Source organism: Parasphingomonas puruogangriensis, from assembly GCF_036663635.1.
Lineage (GTDB): Bacteria > Pseudomonadota > Alphaproteobacteria > Sphingomonadales > Sphingomonadaceae > Sphingomonas.
In genome coordinates this window covers 92542-108090 of record NZ_JAXOJI010000010.1, presented here as the reverse complement: position 1 = coordinate 108090, position 15549 = coordinate 92542, and the positions used below count along the sequence as shown (strand labels likewise).

18 protein-coding genes and 1 pseudogene are annotated in these 15549 nt (G+C 62.9%); 16 read left to right on the top strand and 3 right to left on the bottom strand.

What is annotated here, in order from left to right; genetic code table 11:
• Positions 1-18: 18 nt before the first annotated feature.
• The 7 genes from U1739_RS19440 (at position 19) to U1739_RS19410 (ending at position 5790) form a co-directional block, all read left to right on the top strand.
• Positions 19-264 (top strand): helix-turn-helix domain-containing protein, encoded by a 246-nt coding sequence (locus tag U1739_RS19440; RefSeq protein WP_332710254.1) that lies wholly within the window; start codon positions 19-21, stop codon positions 262-264.
• 2 nt (positions 265-266) lie between these two features.
• On the top strand, positions 267-575 hold the full coding sequence (locus U1739_RS19435) for a hypothetical protein (RefSeq protein WP_332710253.1): 309 nt from the start codon (positions 267-269) through the stop codon (positions 573-575).
• Positions 572-1033: a hypothetical protein gene (locus U1739_RS19430; protein WP_332710252.1), complete on the top strand. Its 462-nt coding sequence runs from the start codon at positions 572-574 to the stop codon at positions 1031-1033. Before U1739_RS19435 ends, U1739_RS19430 begins: the two co-directional genes overlap by 4 nt.
• A complete protein-coding gene (locus U1739_RS19425; protein WP_332710251.1) occupies positions 1030-3501 on the top strand; it encodes a DUF927 domain-containing protein in 2472 nt (823 codons plus the stop codon). The genes U1739_RS19430 and U1739_RS19425 overlap by 4 nt, the downstream gene beginning before the upstream one ends.
• Complete coding sequence (locus tag U1739_RS19420; RefSeq protein WP_332710250.1) at positions 3491-4099, top strand: hypothetical protein; 609 nt, start codon at positions 3491-3493, stop codon at positions 4097-4099. The genes U1739_RS19425 and U1739_RS19420 overlap by 11 nt, the downstream gene beginning before the upstream one ends.
• Positions 4100-4289: 190 nt before the next feature.
• Positions 4290-4490 (top strand): hypothetical protein, encoded by a 201-nt coding sequence (locus U1739_RS19415; RefSeq protein ID WP_332710249.1) that lies wholly within the window; start codon positions 4290-4292, stop codon positions 4488-4490.
• 226 nt (positions 4491-4716) lie between these two features.
• Positions 4717-5790, top strand: coding sequence for a hypothetical protein (locus tag U1739_RS19410; protein WP_332710248.1), 1074 nt, complete (start codon positions 4717-4719; stop codon positions 5788-5790).
• A gap of 7 nt (positions 5791-5797) precedes the next feature.
• Here U1739_RS19410 and U1739_RS19405 read toward each other — a convergent pair whose 3' ends face one another.
• Together U1739_RS19405 and U1739_RS19400 are read right to left on the bottom strand one after the other, a co-directional pair.
• Complete coding sequence (locus U1739_RS19405) at positions 5798-6469, bottom strand: hypothetical protein (RefSeq protein ID WP_332710247.1); 672 nt, start codon at positions 6467-6469, stop codon at positions 5798-5800.
• Positions 6470-6608: 139 nt separating this feature from the next.
• Complete coding sequence (locus tag U1739_RS19400) at positions 6609-6812, bottom strand: hypothetical protein (protein ID WP_332710246.1); 204 nt, start codon at positions 6810-6812, stop codon at positions 6609-6611.
• A gap of 79 nt (positions 6813-6891) precedes the next feature.
• Here U1739_RS19400 and U1739_RS21300 point away from each other — a divergent pair.
• Positions 6892-7008: pseudogene (locus tag U1739_RS21300) on the top strand (IS1 family transposase); the annotation flags it as partial.
• Positions 7009-7378: 370 nt separating this feature from the next.
• Here U1739_RS21300 and U1739_RS19395 read toward each other — a convergent pair.
• Positions 7379-8233, bottom strand: a complete 855-nt coding sequence (locus tag U1739_RS19395) for a hypothetical protein (protein WP_332710245.1) — start codon at positions 8231-8233, stop codon at positions 7379-7381.
• A gap of 67 nt (positions 8234-8300) precedes the next feature.
• On the opposite strand from U1739_RS19395, the gene U1739_RS19390 reads away from it, so the two are divergent.
• The 8 genes from U1739_RS19390 (at position 8301) to U1739_RS19355 (ending at position 15511) form a co-directional block, all read left to right on the top strand.
• Positions 8301-8582: an HNH endonuclease gene (locus U1739_RS19390; protein ID WP_332710244.1), complete on the top strand. Its 282-nt coding sequence runs from the start codon at positions 8301-8303 to the stop codon at positions 8580-8582.
• Between the two features lie 253 nt (positions 8583-8835).
• The gene (locus U1739_RS19385; protein ID WP_332710243.1) at positions 8836-9342 is read left to right on the top strand and encodes a hypothetical protein; all 507 of its coding nucleotides are present in this window, start codon (positions 8836-8838) and stop codon (positions 9340-9342) included.
• A 119-nt stretch (positions 9343-9461) separates the two neighbouring features.
• Positions 9462-9893, top strand: coding sequence for a P27 family phage terminase small subunit (locus U1739_RS19380; protein ID WP_332710242.1), 432 nt, complete (start codon positions 9462-9464; stop codon positions 9891-9893).
• Positions 9886-11700: a terminase large subunit gene (locus U1739_RS19375; protein ID WP_332710241.1), complete on the top strand. Its 1815-nt coding sequence runs from the start codon at positions 9886-9888 to the stop codon at positions 11698-11700. The genes U1739_RS19380 and U1739_RS19375 overlap by 8 nt, the downstream gene beginning before the upstream one ends.
• Before the next feature lie 205 nt (positions 11701-11905).
• Entirely contained in the window at positions 11906-13027 is a 1122-nt protein-coding gene (locus tag U1739_RS19370; protein WP_332710240.1) for a phage portal protein, read from the top strand.
• Entirely contained in the window at positions 13017-13889 is an 873-nt protein-coding gene (locus U1739_RS19365) for a head maturation protease, ClpP-related (protein WP_332710239.1), read from the top strand. Before U1739_RS19370 ends, U1739_RS19365 begins: the two co-directional genes overlap by 11 nt.
• Before the next feature lie 11 nt (positions 13890-13900).
• A complete protein-coding gene (locus tag U1739_RS19360) occupies positions 13901-15160 on the top strand; it encodes a phage major capsid protein (protein ID WP_332710238.1) in 1260 nt (419 codons plus the stop codon).
• Positions 15161-15214: 54 nt separating this feature from the next.
• Complete coding sequence (locus tag U1739_RS19355; RefSeq protein ID WP_332710237.1) at positions 15215-15511, top strand: hypothetical protein; 297 nt, start codon at positions 15215-15217, stop codon at positions 15509-15511.
• Positions 15512-15549: the final 38 nt, after the last annotated feature.

Here is a 15549-nt window from a genome sequence, read left to right as displayed (position 1 = left end):
ACCCCAATCAGTAGACCAATGTTAGTCACTAGATTCGGTCGCCATCTTTGGTATAGACCGGTATTAGGCGGGAATGGAACGAACATGCAACCCCTTTCGGAAGACCTTCTCGAGGGCGCGGCTGCTGCCGCTGCTCACATCGGACTGAAGCCCAGAGCCGTTTATCGCATGACTGAGGGCGGCCACCTCCCGGTGATCAGGAAGGGCCGAAAGCTCTTTTACCGAAAGAGCGATCTCGAAGCCGCATTCCAGTCAGCAATCTAACCGTGACTGCCGCCCCGCCCTCCCTGGTTGACCTGGTCTCCGGCATGCCGGACATCGTGAAGCTCACGGTCTCCGGCCTGGCTCTCGATCCGCCGACCTTAGACGTCCGCACCGCGTCCCGGACCATGATCGAGATGCTCGATCATCTTGTGCTTCTTGGAATCGCCGTCGTTGTGATCGCGGGGCTGAAGCGGGCCTATCGTCTGACGCTCTTCGGCGTCGAGGTTTACGAGGAAATCCGAAAGCGATCTCCGTCGGACGCCACGATCGCCGCAAACGATCGCGGCTGCGATCCGGACGACGCTGCATGAGCGCCACCGTCGAGATCCAACCCGATGTCGCAGCGCTCGTCGCGCGGTGCCGCGCTAAGTGCCATATCTATACCCCGCGGGAGGTCGAGTTCCTCGGCTCCCTGCGCGAAAAAACGGCTCTGACGAACGCACAACGCGAGTGGGTTGTGGCGTTGGCGGAACGCGAGCCGATCGATTTCGACGGCATCAACAAGGCCGCTCTGGCGGTGCTCGATGCGATATGCCGGCGTTGGCTTTCCGAAGGTGTCTTATACGGCAAAGAATGGGTCGCGCGGAACCCGACACGCGCCGACGGCAAGCCGGGCTCGTTCCGAATCAACGTACAAACCGGCCGCTGGGCCGACTTCGCCGTCCAAGGCGCGAAGGGCGGCGATGTCATCGGCCTCGCCGCTTACCTGTTCCATGGAGGCGATCGTATCGCCGCGGCGATCGACGTGAAACGGATGGTGGGCCTGTGACACTAGCCACCGACACCGACGCGTTCGAACCGATCACAGCAGAGGAGGCTGTCGCGTCCACGGTTCCGCCGAAGAAGGCGGACCGGGTACCAATCGTCCCGGTGCCCGATGACGCGCCGCCGTGCACCTTCAAGATCCCGAACCTGGGCGGTGCGCCGAAGCGAATGTGGGCATACCGCGATGCCGCGGGCCGTTTGCTTGGGTACGACGCGCGCTTCGAACATCTGGTTGACGGCGATATCCAGAAGGACGTTCTGCCGGTGACCTTTTGCCAAGAAGGCGATAAGCAGCACTGGCGATCGAAGGCGCTGCCATCCCCGCGCCCCCTCTACGGACTTGATCGGCTCGCGCAGCGCGCTGACGCGCCGGTTCTAATAGCCGAGGGCGCGAAGAGCGCTGACGCGGCCGGCGAGTTGCTGCCGGCCTATGTCGCAATGTCATGGTCTGGCGGATCGAACGCCATCAGCCATACCTCCTGGCTGTCGCTCAAGGGACGCGACGTGTTGATCTGGCCGGATCGCGATCGACACACGGAACTAAGCGGACCGGAGAAGCCTTACGATGAGCAGCCGGGGACGATCGCTGCCGAGAATATCATCGGGCGCCTTAAGGGCGTCGCGCGCACGATCCGCGTCTTGGACCTGGCGGACTGGGACTGCGCGGACGGTTGGGATGCTGACGACGCGTTAAAAGAAGGCTGGGATGCCGAGCGTGCTTCCGATTTCATTGAGGCGCGCTCGGTCCTGATCGATACCGACGCTCCCGGCACCATCATGCCGTTCAATTTCGAAAACCGCGAAGACGGCTTGTATCACGTCGAGTCCGACACCCGCAGCCAACGCATCTGCGGTCGGCTGAAGGTGCTGGCGAAAACGCGCGATGGCGCTGGCGGATCCTGGGGACTGCTGCTGGAATGGCGCGACGACGACGGCAAGCTGCACCGTTGGGCCATGCCAAAGGCAACGCTCGCCGGCGACGGAAGCATGGTGCGCGAGGAACTGCTGAGCCGGGGCTTGTTCGTGTCGGCAGACTCCAAGGCGAAGGCGCGGCTGCTCGAATTTTTGACGACAGTCGATACTCCTTCCCGCGCCCAGGCAGTGACGAAAGTGGGTTGGGCAGGGTCCGCATTCGCCCTGCCCCACATGACGATCGGCGACACGGCGACTGACCGCGTGATCTTCCAGAACCCCGACGCAGGCCTGCACCAATACGGGCAGCGTGGCACGCTAGAAGAGTGGCAGCAGAACGTTGCAAGGCTCGCCGTCGGGAATAGCCGCTTAGTGTTGATGCTCTCGGCAGCGTTTGTTGGTCCGTGCCTTGCGCCAACAAACGAGGAAGGAGGCGGGATCAACATCGTCGGCCCGTCGAGCTGCGGAAAGACCACCGGCCTGCGCGGCGCGACCAGTGCGTGGGGTCCGCCATCGTTCATGCGGACATGGAGGGCGACCGGCAACGGGCTCGAGGGCGTCGCGGTCCAGCATTCTGAGACGCTGCTCTGTCTGGATGAGCTGGGCCAGCTTGAGCCTAAGGAAGCGGGCGTCGTCGCTTACATGCTTGGCAATGGGCAGGGAAAGACCCGCTCGACCCGGAGCGGCAGCAGCAAGCCGGCGGCTGCATGGAACATCATGTATCTTTCAACCGGTGAGGTCGGCCTGGCCGATCTGGCGCGCGAGGGGAAAACCGCCCGGAACCCGCAAGCAGGACAAGAAGTCCGCATTCTCGATATGCCCGCTGACGCCGGTAAAGGCATGGGCATCTTCGAAAACATCGGGACCGCCCCCAGCGCTGAGAACTTCTCCCGGCAGATCAAAGATGCCGCCGCGACGTATTACGGCACGGCGGCGCCAGCGTTCGTCGAGGAACTGGCTCCGATCCGCGACACCGTTGGCGACATCATTGCGGCGAGCATCTTGCACTTCGTCGACGAGTTCGTCGCGCCTGGATCGGATGGACAAGTAAGGCGTGCCGCGCGTCGCCTTGGCCTCATCGCTGCCGCAGGCGAGCTCGCGACCGCCTTGGGTATTCTGCCATGGCCCAAGGGCGAGGCGTACGGCGCAGCCGGGGTAATGTTTAAGGCTTGGGTCGCCCGCCGCGGGGGTACGGGCGCAGCGGAGGATCGAAACATCCTCGAGCGGCTCAATTCGTTCGTCGAGGTCCACGGCGATGCGCGGTTCTCGCCAATCATGACTGATGACAGCACGCACCACCGGCCTGCCATCAACCGGGCCGGCTTCTACCGCTCGAAGACGGTCGCCGGAGAGACGGTGCGCGAATACCTGATCCTGCCAGAGCCCTTCAAAGAGATCTTTGCGGGGTTCGACATGACGCGTGTGACGACGATCCTGAAGCAACGAGGCTTCCTGGAGCCGGACAGCAAGGGCAAGTCGGCACAATCGGTCACGTTGCCCGAACTGGGCAAGCGGCGCTGCTACGTCGTCACTGCAGCGGGGCTCGGCGATGCAGAGTGATCCTTTCGCGGCGCTCCGGAAACGCGACACTGGCATTTCCCGGTCGTATTTTGATCATATGGAACACCAGGAACACGTGTGTTCCGCCGGCGTGTTCCCTGAAAACCCGCAGAAATCCGCCGTTGCACACCGAGAACACCCGGAACACCTTAAATTGGTAGTGACGGAGGATCAGGCAGCCAGAGCGACGGCGCCCCCGGTAAATTTTTATCGGGTTCCCGAAGCATGGCGGCCGGGACTGCAGCGCTTAAACGTCATGCCGCGGCCGGATTGGGTGGAGGCTGGGCGATGGCGGCAGATCGTCACAGATGCCTTCAATCTCGCCGGCCAATGGTACGACGACGGACCGGCGATCGCGCGTTGGTCGTGCGGCAGCGTGTTTGGCTTCGATCCAGCTCGTCCGACGCTGCACAGCCTTGTGCTGGATATCCGCGGCGGGGCCGTGGTCGACCTATACAATGATGGTTGCGGCCATGAGGTCGCAACGCTCGCACCGTCGCTGGCGAACCGCCGCAGCGGGCTTCGATATCACCACCAGCAGATGCCTGACGATGCCAGCCCGATTTGGCTGCTCGGCCAGGCTGGAGACGACCGATGAGCAATATGTTTTTGGCCGGGCCATTAAAAAGAGGTGTTCCGGGTGTTCCGGGTGTTCTGTGGCGGAAATGCGTGGGTTTTTGGGAACACCTATATAGGTGTGTGGTGTTCTCATGTGTTCCACACATAAAGAGCGCCCCCTTCCCTTCCGCATGCCCGACAGATCGCCGGGCCGCTTGGAGGGCCGCTCGATGAGCGCACGATCCTCGCTTGCGCCCTACGCCGCCTTCGGTCGCGACCCAGACCCGGCTGCCGCCCGCAAAGCGGCTCGGGCCGCGTGGCACGATCACGGCATCGTCCTGATCAATCCGCAGTGGCTGAACGCCTGGGCTGATCGGAAGCAGGCCGAGATCCTTGCCGAAAAGCTGCATGGACGGAGGAAACAACCATGACCGGAGACCCGAGCCGTCGACCATCGAATGACCGCATCGTGCTTCCGGCGGCGGACATCGTCATCTGGATCGAGTGCAGGACCTGCTTCGGCGACGGCTGGAGTTGGCCCTACCGCGGCAGGCAGACCCGCAAGATCACCTGTTTGACCTGCACAGGGCGCGGGAAACTCCAGGTACTCGCGCTCGAGCGGAGTTCAGACGACCGCATCGTCGCGCCCCCGGCCGGATGGACGGCAAAACTAACGAGCGCCGGGCAACATGCAGCAAGCAAGCCATCGGAGCCACCGCGCACGGGCGGGACGGACGGAGCAACGCAGTGAGTGACAATAACGACACCCGCGCGCAGCGTATCGCCCGCGCTCGCCAGGCGCTGGCCGATCGCGCCGCCACTAACCCGGGTGAGGTGGACCGGGTCAACCTTCGCCTGAGCCGCATCGACGCCGCACGCAAGCGCGAGCGCCAGCGTTTCGAGACGCTGGTGCTTGGCCACCTGCCGACCCCGCCGGTGTTCAAGAAGCCGAAGGGCATGAAGGCGAGCGTATGGCGGAAGGAGGAGGCCCGGCTGATCGCCGAAGCGCAGGCGGCGGAATCGATCGCCGCGCGGTGGTCGCACAAGCAGGGCACGCCCGAGACGCTGGAGCACGCCGCCCGGACGCACGAGGGGGCGCTCGCTCAGCTTCACGCTAACGGCACGATCGACGCCGAGCAGCTCGAATGGGCGGCGCAGATCGCGAACGTGCATCGGAGCATCGAGGCGGACGTCGCCGTCAAGGTGGCCAGCTTCGAGGCGCGTGTTGATCAATCGACGCGCGGCGGCGCAGTCGGCGAGCGGATCCACCGCGTCCGCATGCACCACGCTTACGGGATCTGGCGCGAGATGTTGCTGGCACCCAAAGCGCTGGTGCTCGACATGGTCGTTGGGGATGCGATCGGCTACACGGTCGCCGCCGTCCGGCACCGAGTCCATAACCGCAAGGCTAAGCGGTTACTGCTCGAGGCAATCCGTCGCTGGCCGATGTGCGTTGCAGCCGCGTTCTCTGCGATCGACCAGGGTATGGTGGACGCGATGAATGAGGCCGTTGCGCCGGACATAGTGATGCGTCACCCCGCCGACGTTGCACCTCCGCAGACCTACCAGCAGGCGCGCCGGCGAGAGCCTCATGCCGAAGCGACCAACGAGCCCTATCTGCTGCCGGCGATTGACCCCGAGTTTCTCGACGATCGAGGATATCTCCGCCCTTGGGGGGATATCGCGCGGATCGTGCGGGAGAAGGTGGCGGCGGCTGATATGGTCAGCTAGAATATACTCAGCTCATGCTAACTATTGCCCGAGGGTTAAGCATAAGGGCTGGGTCGACCTTCATTGTCTCCACCTCTAATCCCGGCCGGACAAACAGCATCTCGCCGGGAAATCCTATCGCATGTGGGTTTGAGCAACGTTCCTCCTCGATCAATTCTCTTGCCCAATCCCATGCATTTAGCAGTAACCGATCGGACTCTTTCCGGATTAGCGTTTCAGCAAGTTCGTGGGCGCGCGCGCTAGTTGTCTGCCGCATCCCGAAAGCTATAACCTTTCCATGACCTTCGACGTCACATCTTTGTTGATCTGCTAATTGGATGCCGTGTAGCGAAGGTCGGTCATCGGTAAGTCCGCTGACGATGAAGCTCAAACCTGGATCGGGATGTCCTGCCTCCTTGCTCGCGGCAGAGCAAATCGCCAACGTTTTAGCCCCCTCAGATACGACAATATCCGCAACGTCTCCGGCGTCTAAATCCTCTCCATTTATCCGCCTTCGGATGGCATCCCATACAGGGTCTGCGGATGGACCATAGCCAGATTTGGCAACCACCGCCCGCTTTCCAAAAGAGCGCACTTTTGAGGCGCTCCCTACACTCTTATTATTGAGGGCGTTATGGCGAAGCGTATCCGCGCCGACTAGGGCTCCGGTAAGAAAGGTTAGCCCGAAAATTACGGTCATCGTCTCATCTACCTAATTACCAATCGCACAGCCTGTGGGGCTATTGTGCGCTTACGATGCGTTATGCTGGTTATCGCTTCCAAGATATTATCCGACTCGATTTTTTTGCGTCGAGACGCTTCTCTCTTCGTCGTAGCATCTAAGCATATGGGGTTTCTGCTTCTTTATAGGCGCGCCGGCTTAGCTCAAAGCCATCAATTTCCGCCCCCTCTGGTGATTGCACTACCACTTGGCGGAACAAATTTTGCGCTGCGCGATAATGCGTCATCGCCTCAAGAGCCGTGGCCGGCGTCGCTACTATTACGCGCTTCTCGTTACGCTCAATGCCTATGATCTGGTACATGTGCCCTCCGGGTTTTCGCAAACATATAGGACGGCGGCGAATGCCACCAGCCGATCGCCAGATTTTGGCTGAGACACTACCGATGGCGGCTGGCGTAACGGATCGGCTGTGGTCGCTAGAGGACGTGCTGGCACGGATTGACGCGGATGCACCCGCACCTAAGGTTCGCGGACCTTACAAGAAGCGGGCAGTGTGACGTGGGATTCCTATTTGACCTCGTTTATGACTGGATCATCCACGTTGTGCCGAATTGGCTTTGGTGGGTTTTGATGGCCCCGCTGTTTGCGTTCCTCGCCCTTATCGCTTTGGCGTATTTCTCGCCGGGCCTATTTTCAAACTGAGACACTACCATTGGCTTGCAAGTGGCCACGAAAAGTGCCAAGAACGCCTTGGAACAATTGCGTCCAACGCAGATCGAAGCCCGCCCTCACCCGGCGGGCTTTCGCGTTTCTGGGGGTGCGGCGATGCCAGATGCTACAATTGCTGATTGCCTGGACTTGCGCGAGGAACAACCGCTCGGTTCTGGATCGTTACTCGATGCAGGTTGGCCGACCGCGCCAACCTTGTCAGGTGCCGTAACGCGCTAGCAGTCTCGCTCGAGCGGCATGGAGTTGATTGTATGTCGCACTTACCTCAGGGTTAAAATCCCGACTGAACGCAAAACCTGCCGGCGCCCGCCAGCCGGTTTCGGGGGACCAACTTGATCCTGGGAAGCGCTGAATTTCAGCGTCGCTTTCGTTGAGCAATCTATTGTTCGCGCGGTACGCCGCGTGCGCTTCATCCACGTCAGCATCCTCGACCAGAGGAAGGTAAAGGTTCTCTTTTTTCACGGGCCATCTCAGATCAACTGGATACCGGTCGTCAGGAACAAACGTGGTTGACCCACTCGCGGTGCGGCCATTCATCGGGGGGGTTACGTCAACCCGAAAATTGCCGCGTTTGAGAACACCGTGATGTGTCGCCAGAACGTATACGCCCGGATACCACTCGAGCATCCACCCTAGCTCGAGCCGCCCCCCGTTGCGCGCAGCTGACCTTTCGGCATTCCAATAACACATACCCGATCGCCCTTGCGGCATACGCGGGACGCTGAAGACCTTTGTTCTACCAATGACCGCGAGCATCCGGGCCATCGCCGGGTGACCCATAGGAAAATCGACGATTGGCAGCGCTACGGCCTGCATTGATGTCTTCCCCGTCATCAGCCGACAATTGCCGAAAAGCTCTTGAGAGTCGAGAATACGGATGGTCACGGAGCAAGTCCGATGCCGGAGCCCCCGCACATCGCCAAGGCTCGACGCATCGAGCAGCTTGCCATCGCCCTGCATAGGTTGGCCTTCGAAGTTGCCGAGCCATCGCGCCGTATCGCCCGATCTGATCAACTGACCGCCGAGGGCGAGCGAATCGCCACTGCGGTGCATGCCGAGTTCCGTGGCAGCCGTTGAGCGCCTGCGCGGGCGCGCTGGCCAAGCCCAGCGCAAACGGCGCATGGCCCGCACGCATGGCCTGTGTGAACGATGCGCCGGGCTGGGCCGATGGGAAGGCCAAGGATTGGGGCGCTCCACCCTTGCCGACCGAGTGAACCACATCATCCCGCTCGACCACGATGGCAGCGATGAGGACGAGAACACCGAGAACCTATGCCGGCCTTGTGACCTGATCGTCACGGCCGAGCAGTTCAACTTCGCCAAGCCCATCGAGGGCAAGGGCATAGGGCGAGATGGTCGGCCGACTAGCGCGGACCATCCTTGGAATAGGACGAACGCCTGACTCGACTTCGCGAACCTACTGTGATCCTCTCCCGCGGCTAACAGGAGAGCATGCATGGCCGACGATACGAGCAGCCCACCACCACCGCCACCGCCACCGCCACCGCCACCACCGCCGCCGCCGCCACCGCCGCCGCCGCCGCCGCCACCGCCGTCGCGTGACCAAGGCTTCTCGCAATTCGACAATAGAAGTCGTCCAAACACTGTCTCGTTCGACCGGCCTGTTCCGCCGTCCAAACCCAAGGACTGACTCTATGACAACGCGCGCCGACATGCTGTTCATCGCAGAGATGTCGGTGCGCTATCATCGTCGCCGTGCCACCTTCTTAGATCGAACGAGCGCGGGCATGTCGGTTATTATTCTGGCCGGAGGGGCCAGCGCATTCGGTAGCTTGTTTGGAACGTCGACTGTCTTCGCCCAAGTCGTCACGCTTATCCTGGCCGTAGTCGGTTTGATCCAAGTGATATTTCAAGTTGATCGAGCCGCCGCGGATCATCGTCGGTGGCTCAAGGAATGGCTCAGCCTGGTCCAGCAGATTAAGAGCAACGACGATCCAGCAGAGGGACGCATCCGCGAGTGGCAGAAGCGCCAATATGAGATCGAGGCCGAATGTGTCGGCGAACTGCGCGCCCTGCAAGTTGATTGCTTCAATCGCACGGTAGCCGCACTGGACCTTGATGCGGACCAGACGGCAATGAGGTGGTGGCACCGAGCCTTCATTCAGGTGATCTCTTTCGAGAGTTCGTTCGCGAAGGTCTGAGCCCCCCCGCCCCAAAGTCCGAGGGGTCGGCGACCCGGACACCGACCACGCCATGCGTGCGCGCCGAGATCAGTTTTTGAGGGGGGAGGGTTTCGGCCCGGTCGCCCGGGAGGCCCTTCATGGCCGACGTCATTGCAATCGACGGCGGCGACGGCGTCCCGCCTGAGCCGAACTGGCGCACGATCTTCGGTCGCGCCGCCGATCGCACGGCCGCCGCCGAATACTGGCGGGCGACAATCAGCGAGATGCGCGCGGCGGAAAAGCTGGCTGTCGCGAACGCCCATTCGATCAAGCGCCTGGTCGTCGCCTATGTCACCTTCGACATATCGGCGCGCGAGGTTCTGAAGAGCGGCCCGGTCATGCTGGCGAAGCGGACCAAGGTGCCGACCTACAATCCTTGGTGGACCACGATGTCGAACGCGGCATCGCAGGCCGCGGCGCTGGAAAAGGAGCTATGCATCTCGCCGCGCGAACGCGGCGCCGGGGCCAAGGTCCAGAAGAAGCAAGCGCGGGTCACCGGCTCCGCTCGGTACATCAAGCCGCGTGGCTAACCGGTTCCTCGCCGACCTCGATCCGACAACGGCATGGGCCAAGGCGGCCATCGAGGGGAAACTGTTCACCGCCGGCGAGCTGGTGAAGCACGCAGCCGAGCGACATCTGCGCGATATCCGCGACGGCGAAAAGCGCGGGATCTTCTGGCGGCCAGACGCCGCGGCGCACGCGCTCGAGTTCTTGCCGTCCGTTTTTCAGGTGACCGACGGGCCGTCGGCCGGCCAGCCATTCTATCCGCTGGAGTGGCACACCTTCGTCGTAGGATCGCTGTTCGGCTGGCGGACCGACACTGACCGTTGGCGGTTTCGATCTGGCTGGCTGGAAACCGGCAAGGGACAGGCCAAATCGCCGTTGATGGGCGCGATCGGCGTCTACATTATGGGCTGGTGCGATATCCAGCGCGCCCAATGCTACGCGATCGGCGAGGACAAGAAGACCGCGAACGTCCTGTTTCGTGATGCTGCAGCCATGTGCCGCGCCACGATCCCCGGGCACGACGAAGGCGAAAGCCTCGAATCGCTCGAAGAGGTCGTGATCCGCGGCGAGTTGGAGAACGCTTGGAAGATCGAACATCCCGACAGCGGATCGTTCTTCCAGCCGATCGCCAGCGGAGAGAGCCTTTCCGGCCCGCGACCGAACTATGTCGCCGGCGACGAGATCCACGAGCTGACCGACGAGAACGTGCTGCAGACGTGGAAGCGCGGCATCGACAAGGTCGCCGGCAACGCCCTGATGCTGATGGGCACGAACACGCCAGCCACGACGCAACATGTCGGCACCTCCTACTCGGACATGTATCAGCAGATCGCGAAGGGCGAGGCTCGCGACGACACCGCGTTCGCCTTCGTGGCCCGGGTCGACAAGGCGGACCGTGAGACCGTGTTCGAGAACGAGAAATGCTGGCAGAAGTCGCTGCCGGCGCTCGGCGAAACCTTCCCGATCACGAACATTCGGGAGACCGTGGCGTCCGCGCTGCTTCGGCCGTCGACCAAATCGAGCGTTAAGCGTCTGTATTTCGGGATCGACACCGCCTCCGCTGACTTCTGGATCAGCGAAGAGAAGTGGTCGGCAGTCCAAGGCCCGGTCGATTCCCGCCAGATGCGCAAGCGGCGGTGCTGGCTCAGCATGGATCTGTCGAAGAAAAACGATCTGACCGCGGTCAGCGCCGCGTGGGAAGCAACCGAGACAGAACCGCTGGCGGTGAAGTCCTGGTACTGGACGACAAAGGACGGGTTGAAGGATCGTGCCGAGGCCGACCATGCCCCCTATGTCGAGTGGGTGGAGGACGGCTACCTGGTCGCCACGCCCGGCGCGACGATCGATTACACCTTCGTCGCGATGCAGGTGAAGGAGCTCGACGCCGAGCAGATGGTCGAAGAGCTGGTCGTCGACCCGGCGTTCATCTCCGATTTCATCGCAGCATGTGAGCAGGTCGGGCTTCCCGTCTGGCGATATGAGGGGCCGGGCAAGCCGGAAGGCCGCGGGCTCAAGATCGTATCGCACGCCCAGGGCAAGCGCGTCATGTTCGAAGACCGGCAGCTTTGCATGCCACATTCGATCACCCGAACCGAAGACCGTATCCTTGAAGAACGGGTCATCATCGACGCATCACCGGTCACGTACAGCTGCGCCGCCAATGCGGCGATCGACTTCGACGGCCAAGGCAACCGCGCCTTCGACAAGACCCGCTCCCGTGGTCGCATCGACGGCATGGTGACGACTGCGATGGCGATCGGCGCAGCGACCGCGAACGAAAAGCCGAAAAAGAAGTCGGTGTACGAGAGCCGCGGCATTCGCCGCGTCTGATGGAGGGCGATGAATGGTAATGTCGCCCACTGATTACCAGCGCGCGGCCGGCTTCCGCCGGTCATCGGCCTCGGGTCCGGTCGTAGAGCAGCGAAAGGTTTACGCCTACGCCGTGCACGACCTGCAGAATGGCGACGATCCGGTGCTGGGGGCTTTCCTGCGCGGCGGGCGTGAGAATCTGACCGGTGTCGCCGTGAGCGACAAGATGGCGATGCGCAATTCGGTGTTCTACCGCGGCACCTCGCTGATCGCCGGCTCGATCGGCATGCTGCCGCTGTCGCTTATTCGGAGAAAGGCTGACGGCACCACCGAAAAAGCGCTCGATCACCCGCTCTATTCGGTGCTGAAGCTCGATCCGCTCGGCAATGGCGCGATGACCCCGAGCGAGTTCAAGAGCTACATGCAGCTCGCCGCCCTGTTGGACGGCAATGTCTATGCCCGGGTGATCCGCCTCAATGGTGCGATTCAGGCCATCGTCCCTTTCCCCCGCAAGACCGTCACCAAGGAATGGAGCGGCGGCGCCCTTCGCTTCAAGTTTCAGCCGAAAAGCGGCCGGGCGGAGTATTTTACGTCGGCAGACGTCTTCCACTTCCGCGCGCCGGTGTCGCTCGATGGTCTGAATGGTCTGGGTTTGCTCGACGTCGCGGCCGACACGATCGGCCTGGCGCACCTTGCCGAAAAGGCCATGGCCAACCTGCTGACTAAGGGCGTGATGGCCGGCGGCGCGCTGACCGTGAAGGAGACGCTCAGCCAGGAGGCGTACGACCGCCTGAAGCAGAGCCTCCGCGACGATTATGCCGGCGCCGAGGCGACGGGCGAATACATGCTTCTCGAAGAGGGCATGGAGATGAAGCCCTTCTCCGGGTCGGCCAAGGACGAACAGCTCGTCGAGTTGCGCAAGCAGGAAGCGGAACAGGGATCGCGCTTTACCGGCGTGCCGCGCCCGCTGCTGATGTTCGACGAGACAGCCTGGGGCAGCGGCATCGAGCAGCTCGGGCTCTACTTCGTCGTCTATTGCCTGCTGCCGTGGTTCGTCATCTGGGAAGAGGCGATCTGGCGCTTGCTCAGTCGGCAGGAAAAACAGGCCCGTGACGGGACCATCCTTTACGCCAAGTTCAACGAACGCGCTCTCCTGCGCGGCTCCATGAAAGATCAGTCCGAGTTCCTGGCGCGCGCGCTCGGCTCCGGCGGCGGCAAGCCGTTCATGGAACCGAATGAAGCCCGCGAGGCGCTCGACATGAACCCGCATCCCCAAGGCTTCGGCCTTGAACCCCGCGCCGGCACCGGTGCCGCCGCACTCGCCGAGGATCAGCAAGATGCGAAATAGCCTTCGCGCCGTCGCCGCGGCGCAGCGCCCACCTGAAATCACCGGCATCGGTTCCGGCGCGAACTGGAAGTTCGAGACGACGGCGCTTGCCGCCGACTTCCGCCACTTCGAGGTCCGCGCGGCTGCCAATGGCGGCAATCCCACTATCTCGATCTTCGATTACATCGGCGATGATGGAGAGGGCGGCGGCGTCAGCGACAAGCGTATCGCCGGCGCGCTGCGCTCGATCGGCAACCAGGATGTCGACGTCGAGATCAACTCGCCGGGCGGCAACTACTTCATGGGCGTCGCCATCTACAATCTGCTTCGCCGCCACCCCAAGGCGGTCAACGTGCAGATCCTCGGCATCGCGGCATCTGCGGCGTCCGTCATTGCCATGGCCGGCGACACGATCGCGATCGCGCACAATGCCGAGATCATGATCCACGAGGCGTCCGGCGTATTCATCGGCACCAAGTCGGAGATGGCCGAGGCGGTGACCACGCTGCAGCACATCGACGATAGTATGGTGTCGACCTACGCCGCGCGCTCCGGCCGCCCAGCGGAAGAGTTCTCGGCGATGATCGCCGGCAAGGACGTCTATTTCCGCGGCCAGGAGGCGATCGACGCCGGCCTGGCCGACACGCTGATGGAGCGCGACGCCGAGATGCCGGTATACGCCTCCACCGAGTTTCCGAGCGACAAAGCGTCGCTCGATCGCTTTCTCGCGAAACAGAACATGCCGCGCAGCGCGCGCCGTGACCTGTTCCGCGCGATTGGGGACAGCACGCGCACCGCTGCCGATCCCGACCCTGCCACGCTGCGCGCTGGCGATGAACCGGAGGCGGATTTCGCCCGCCTCTTCGAAGCCCTCCGCGTCTGAAAGGACCGACAATGAACATGATGACCACCCTGCGCGGCTCCGCCGCGACGGGCCGGGGCCTCATCGCCGTGCGCGCAGAAGCCCAGCCCAAGAAGCCCGACAGCATCGAAGCGCTCGCTACGCTCTTCGAAGCGTTCAAGAAGACCCACACGGACTCGCTCGACGAGATCAAGGCGGGTAAGACCGACGTCGTGACGGCCGACAAGCTCGGCAAGATCGAGGCCGAACTGGACAAGGTCCAGGCGGCGGTCGAGAGCATCAATCTCGCCGCGGCGCTCGGCGGCGGCCACGACAGCGAGAAGCCGCGCGACCCGGAATACACCAACGAGTTCCAGGCGTATTTCAAGGGCGGCGCACCGACCGCCAAGCTCGAGGAATTGCGCGCCGCGGCGACCAAGACCGACGGTGAAGGCGGCTATCTGGCCCCGATCGAGTGGGATCGTTCGATCAGCAAGCGGCAGAAGGTCATTTCGCCGATGCGCCAGAACAGCTCGGTCATCACGATCAGCGGCGCGGGCTTCAAGAAGGTCTATTCCGACGGCATCGTCGGCAGCGGCTGGGTCGGTGAAACCGCCGCCCGCCCGCAGACCACCACGCCCGGCCTGACCTCGCTTGGCTTCACGATCGGTGAGCTTTATGCGAACCCGGCCGCGTCGCAGGGCCTGCTCGACGATGCCGAGATCGACGTCGAGGCATGGCTCGCCGACGAAGTGTCGCTCGAGTTCGACAAGCAGGAGGGTGTGGCCTTCCTGTCGGGCGACGGTGTCAACAAGCCGGACGGCGTGCTCACCTACGTCACCGGCGGCACGAACGCGGCGAAGCACCCGTACGGCGCCATCATCGCGCTCAACTCGGGCGCCGCGGCCACCGTGACGGGCGATGCGCTGTTCGACCTGCAGGCGGACCTGCCGGCGGAGTTCCTGCCGAACGCCAAGTTCTACATGAACCGGGCATCGCAGGCGTCGTTCCGCAAGCTGAAGTCGGCCGAGGGCGCGTACCTGTGGCAGCCCAGCCTTGCGCTTGGTGTGCCGCCGACGCTGGCCGGCGAGCCGGTCGTTGACATGCCCGGCATGCAGAACGTCGCGGCGGGCAACATCGCGGCGCTCTACGGCGACATGGTGGAAACCTACCAGGTCGTGGATCGCACCGGCGTCCGCGTGCTGCGCGACCCGTACACCGCCAAGCCCTTCGTCCTATTCTACACGACGAAGCGGGTCGGCGGGGGCGTCAAGAACCCGACCGCCATGCGCGCGCTGAAAATCGCGGCGTGATGATCCGCGGGGCTGGCATCTGCCGGCCCCGCATCCCTCCTGTGGAGCAGAGACATGAGCAGCACGAAAAGCACGGTCGACACGACCGATATCAAGCCCTCCGACGTCCTCGGCGTGTCCGACACCGCCGGGATGACCGAGGACACCCTGACCCCAGCGACCGATGTCGCCGCGAGCGGCGCGTTCATCGAGCCTGAGATCGTCGCGCGCATCGACGTCGATCACCCGGCCGTCGACAACAACCCGCGCAAGGGCCAGCCGGCGATCGCTAATCAGATCGACTTCAACGACCCGCATCTCGATACCGAGACGGCCGTCGAACAGAACCTGAAGGATCGGGCGAAAGCCTGAACGCCGTTCGGGGCTGGCGTGCCCCCTTCGCCAGTCCC

Bases quoted from the DNA above. Each gene is read 5' to 3' on its own strand.
- U1739_RS19440 (WP_332710254.1), top strand. From the start codon at position 19: ATGTTAGTCACTAGATTCGGTCGCCATCTTTGGTATAGACCGGTATTA.
- U1739_RS19355 (WP_332710237.1), top strand. From the start codon at position 15,215: ATGAGCAGCACGAAAAGCACGGTCGACACGACCGATATCAAGCCCTCC.
- U1739_RS19420 (WP_332710250.1), top strand. From the start codon at position 3,491: ATGCAGAGTGATCCTTTCGCGGCGCTCCGGAAACGCGACACTGGCATT.
- U1739_RS19410 (WP_332710248.1), top strand. From the start codon at position 4,717: ATGGACGGCAAAACTAACGAGCGCCGGGCAACATGCAGCAAGCAAGCC.
- U1739_RS19430 (WP_332710252.1), top strand. From the start codon at position 572: ATGAGCGCCACCGTCGAGATCCAACCCGATGTCGCAGCGCTCGTCGCG.
- U1739_RS19385 (WP_332710243.1), top strand. From the start codon at position 8,836: ATGACAACGCGCGCCGACATGCTGTTCATCGCAGAGATGTCGGTGCGC.
- U1739_RS19390 (WP_332710244.1), top strand. From the start codon at position 8,301: ATGGCCCGCACGCATGGCCTGTGTGAACGATGCGCCGGGCTGGGCCGA.
- U1739_RS19365 (WP_332710239.1), top strand. From the start codon at position 13,017: ATGCGAAATAGCCTTCGCGCCGTCGCCGCGGCGCAGCGCCCACCTGAA.
- U1739_RS19415 (WP_332710249.1), top strand. From the start codon at position 4,290: ATGAGCGCACGATCCTCGCTTGCGCCCTACGCCGCCTTCGGTCGCGAC.
- U1739_RS19400 (WP_332710246.1), bottom strand. From the start codon at position 6,812: ATGTACCAGATCATAGGCATTGAGCGTAACGAGAAGCGCGTAATAGTA.
- U1739_RS19380 (WP_332710242.1), top strand. From the start codon at position 9,462: ATGGCCGACGTCATTGCAATCGACGGCGGCGACGGCGTCCCGCCTGAG.
- U1739_RS19370 (WP_332710240.1), top strand. From the start codon at position 11,906: ATGGCGATGCGCAATTCGGTGTTCTACCGCGGCACCTCGCTGATCGCC.
- U1739_RS19395 (WP_332710245.1), bottom strand. From the start codon at position 8,233: ATGCACCGCAGTGGCGATTCGCTCGCCCTCGGCGGTCAGTTGATCAGA.
- U1739_RS19405 (WP_332710247.1), bottom strand. From the start codon at position 6,469: ATGACCGTAATTTTCGGGCTAACCTTTCTTACCGGAGCCCTAGTCGGC.
- U1739_RS19360 (WP_332710238.1), top strand. From the start codon at position 13,901: ATGAACATGATGACCACCCTGCGCGGCTCCGCCGCGACGGGCCGGGGC.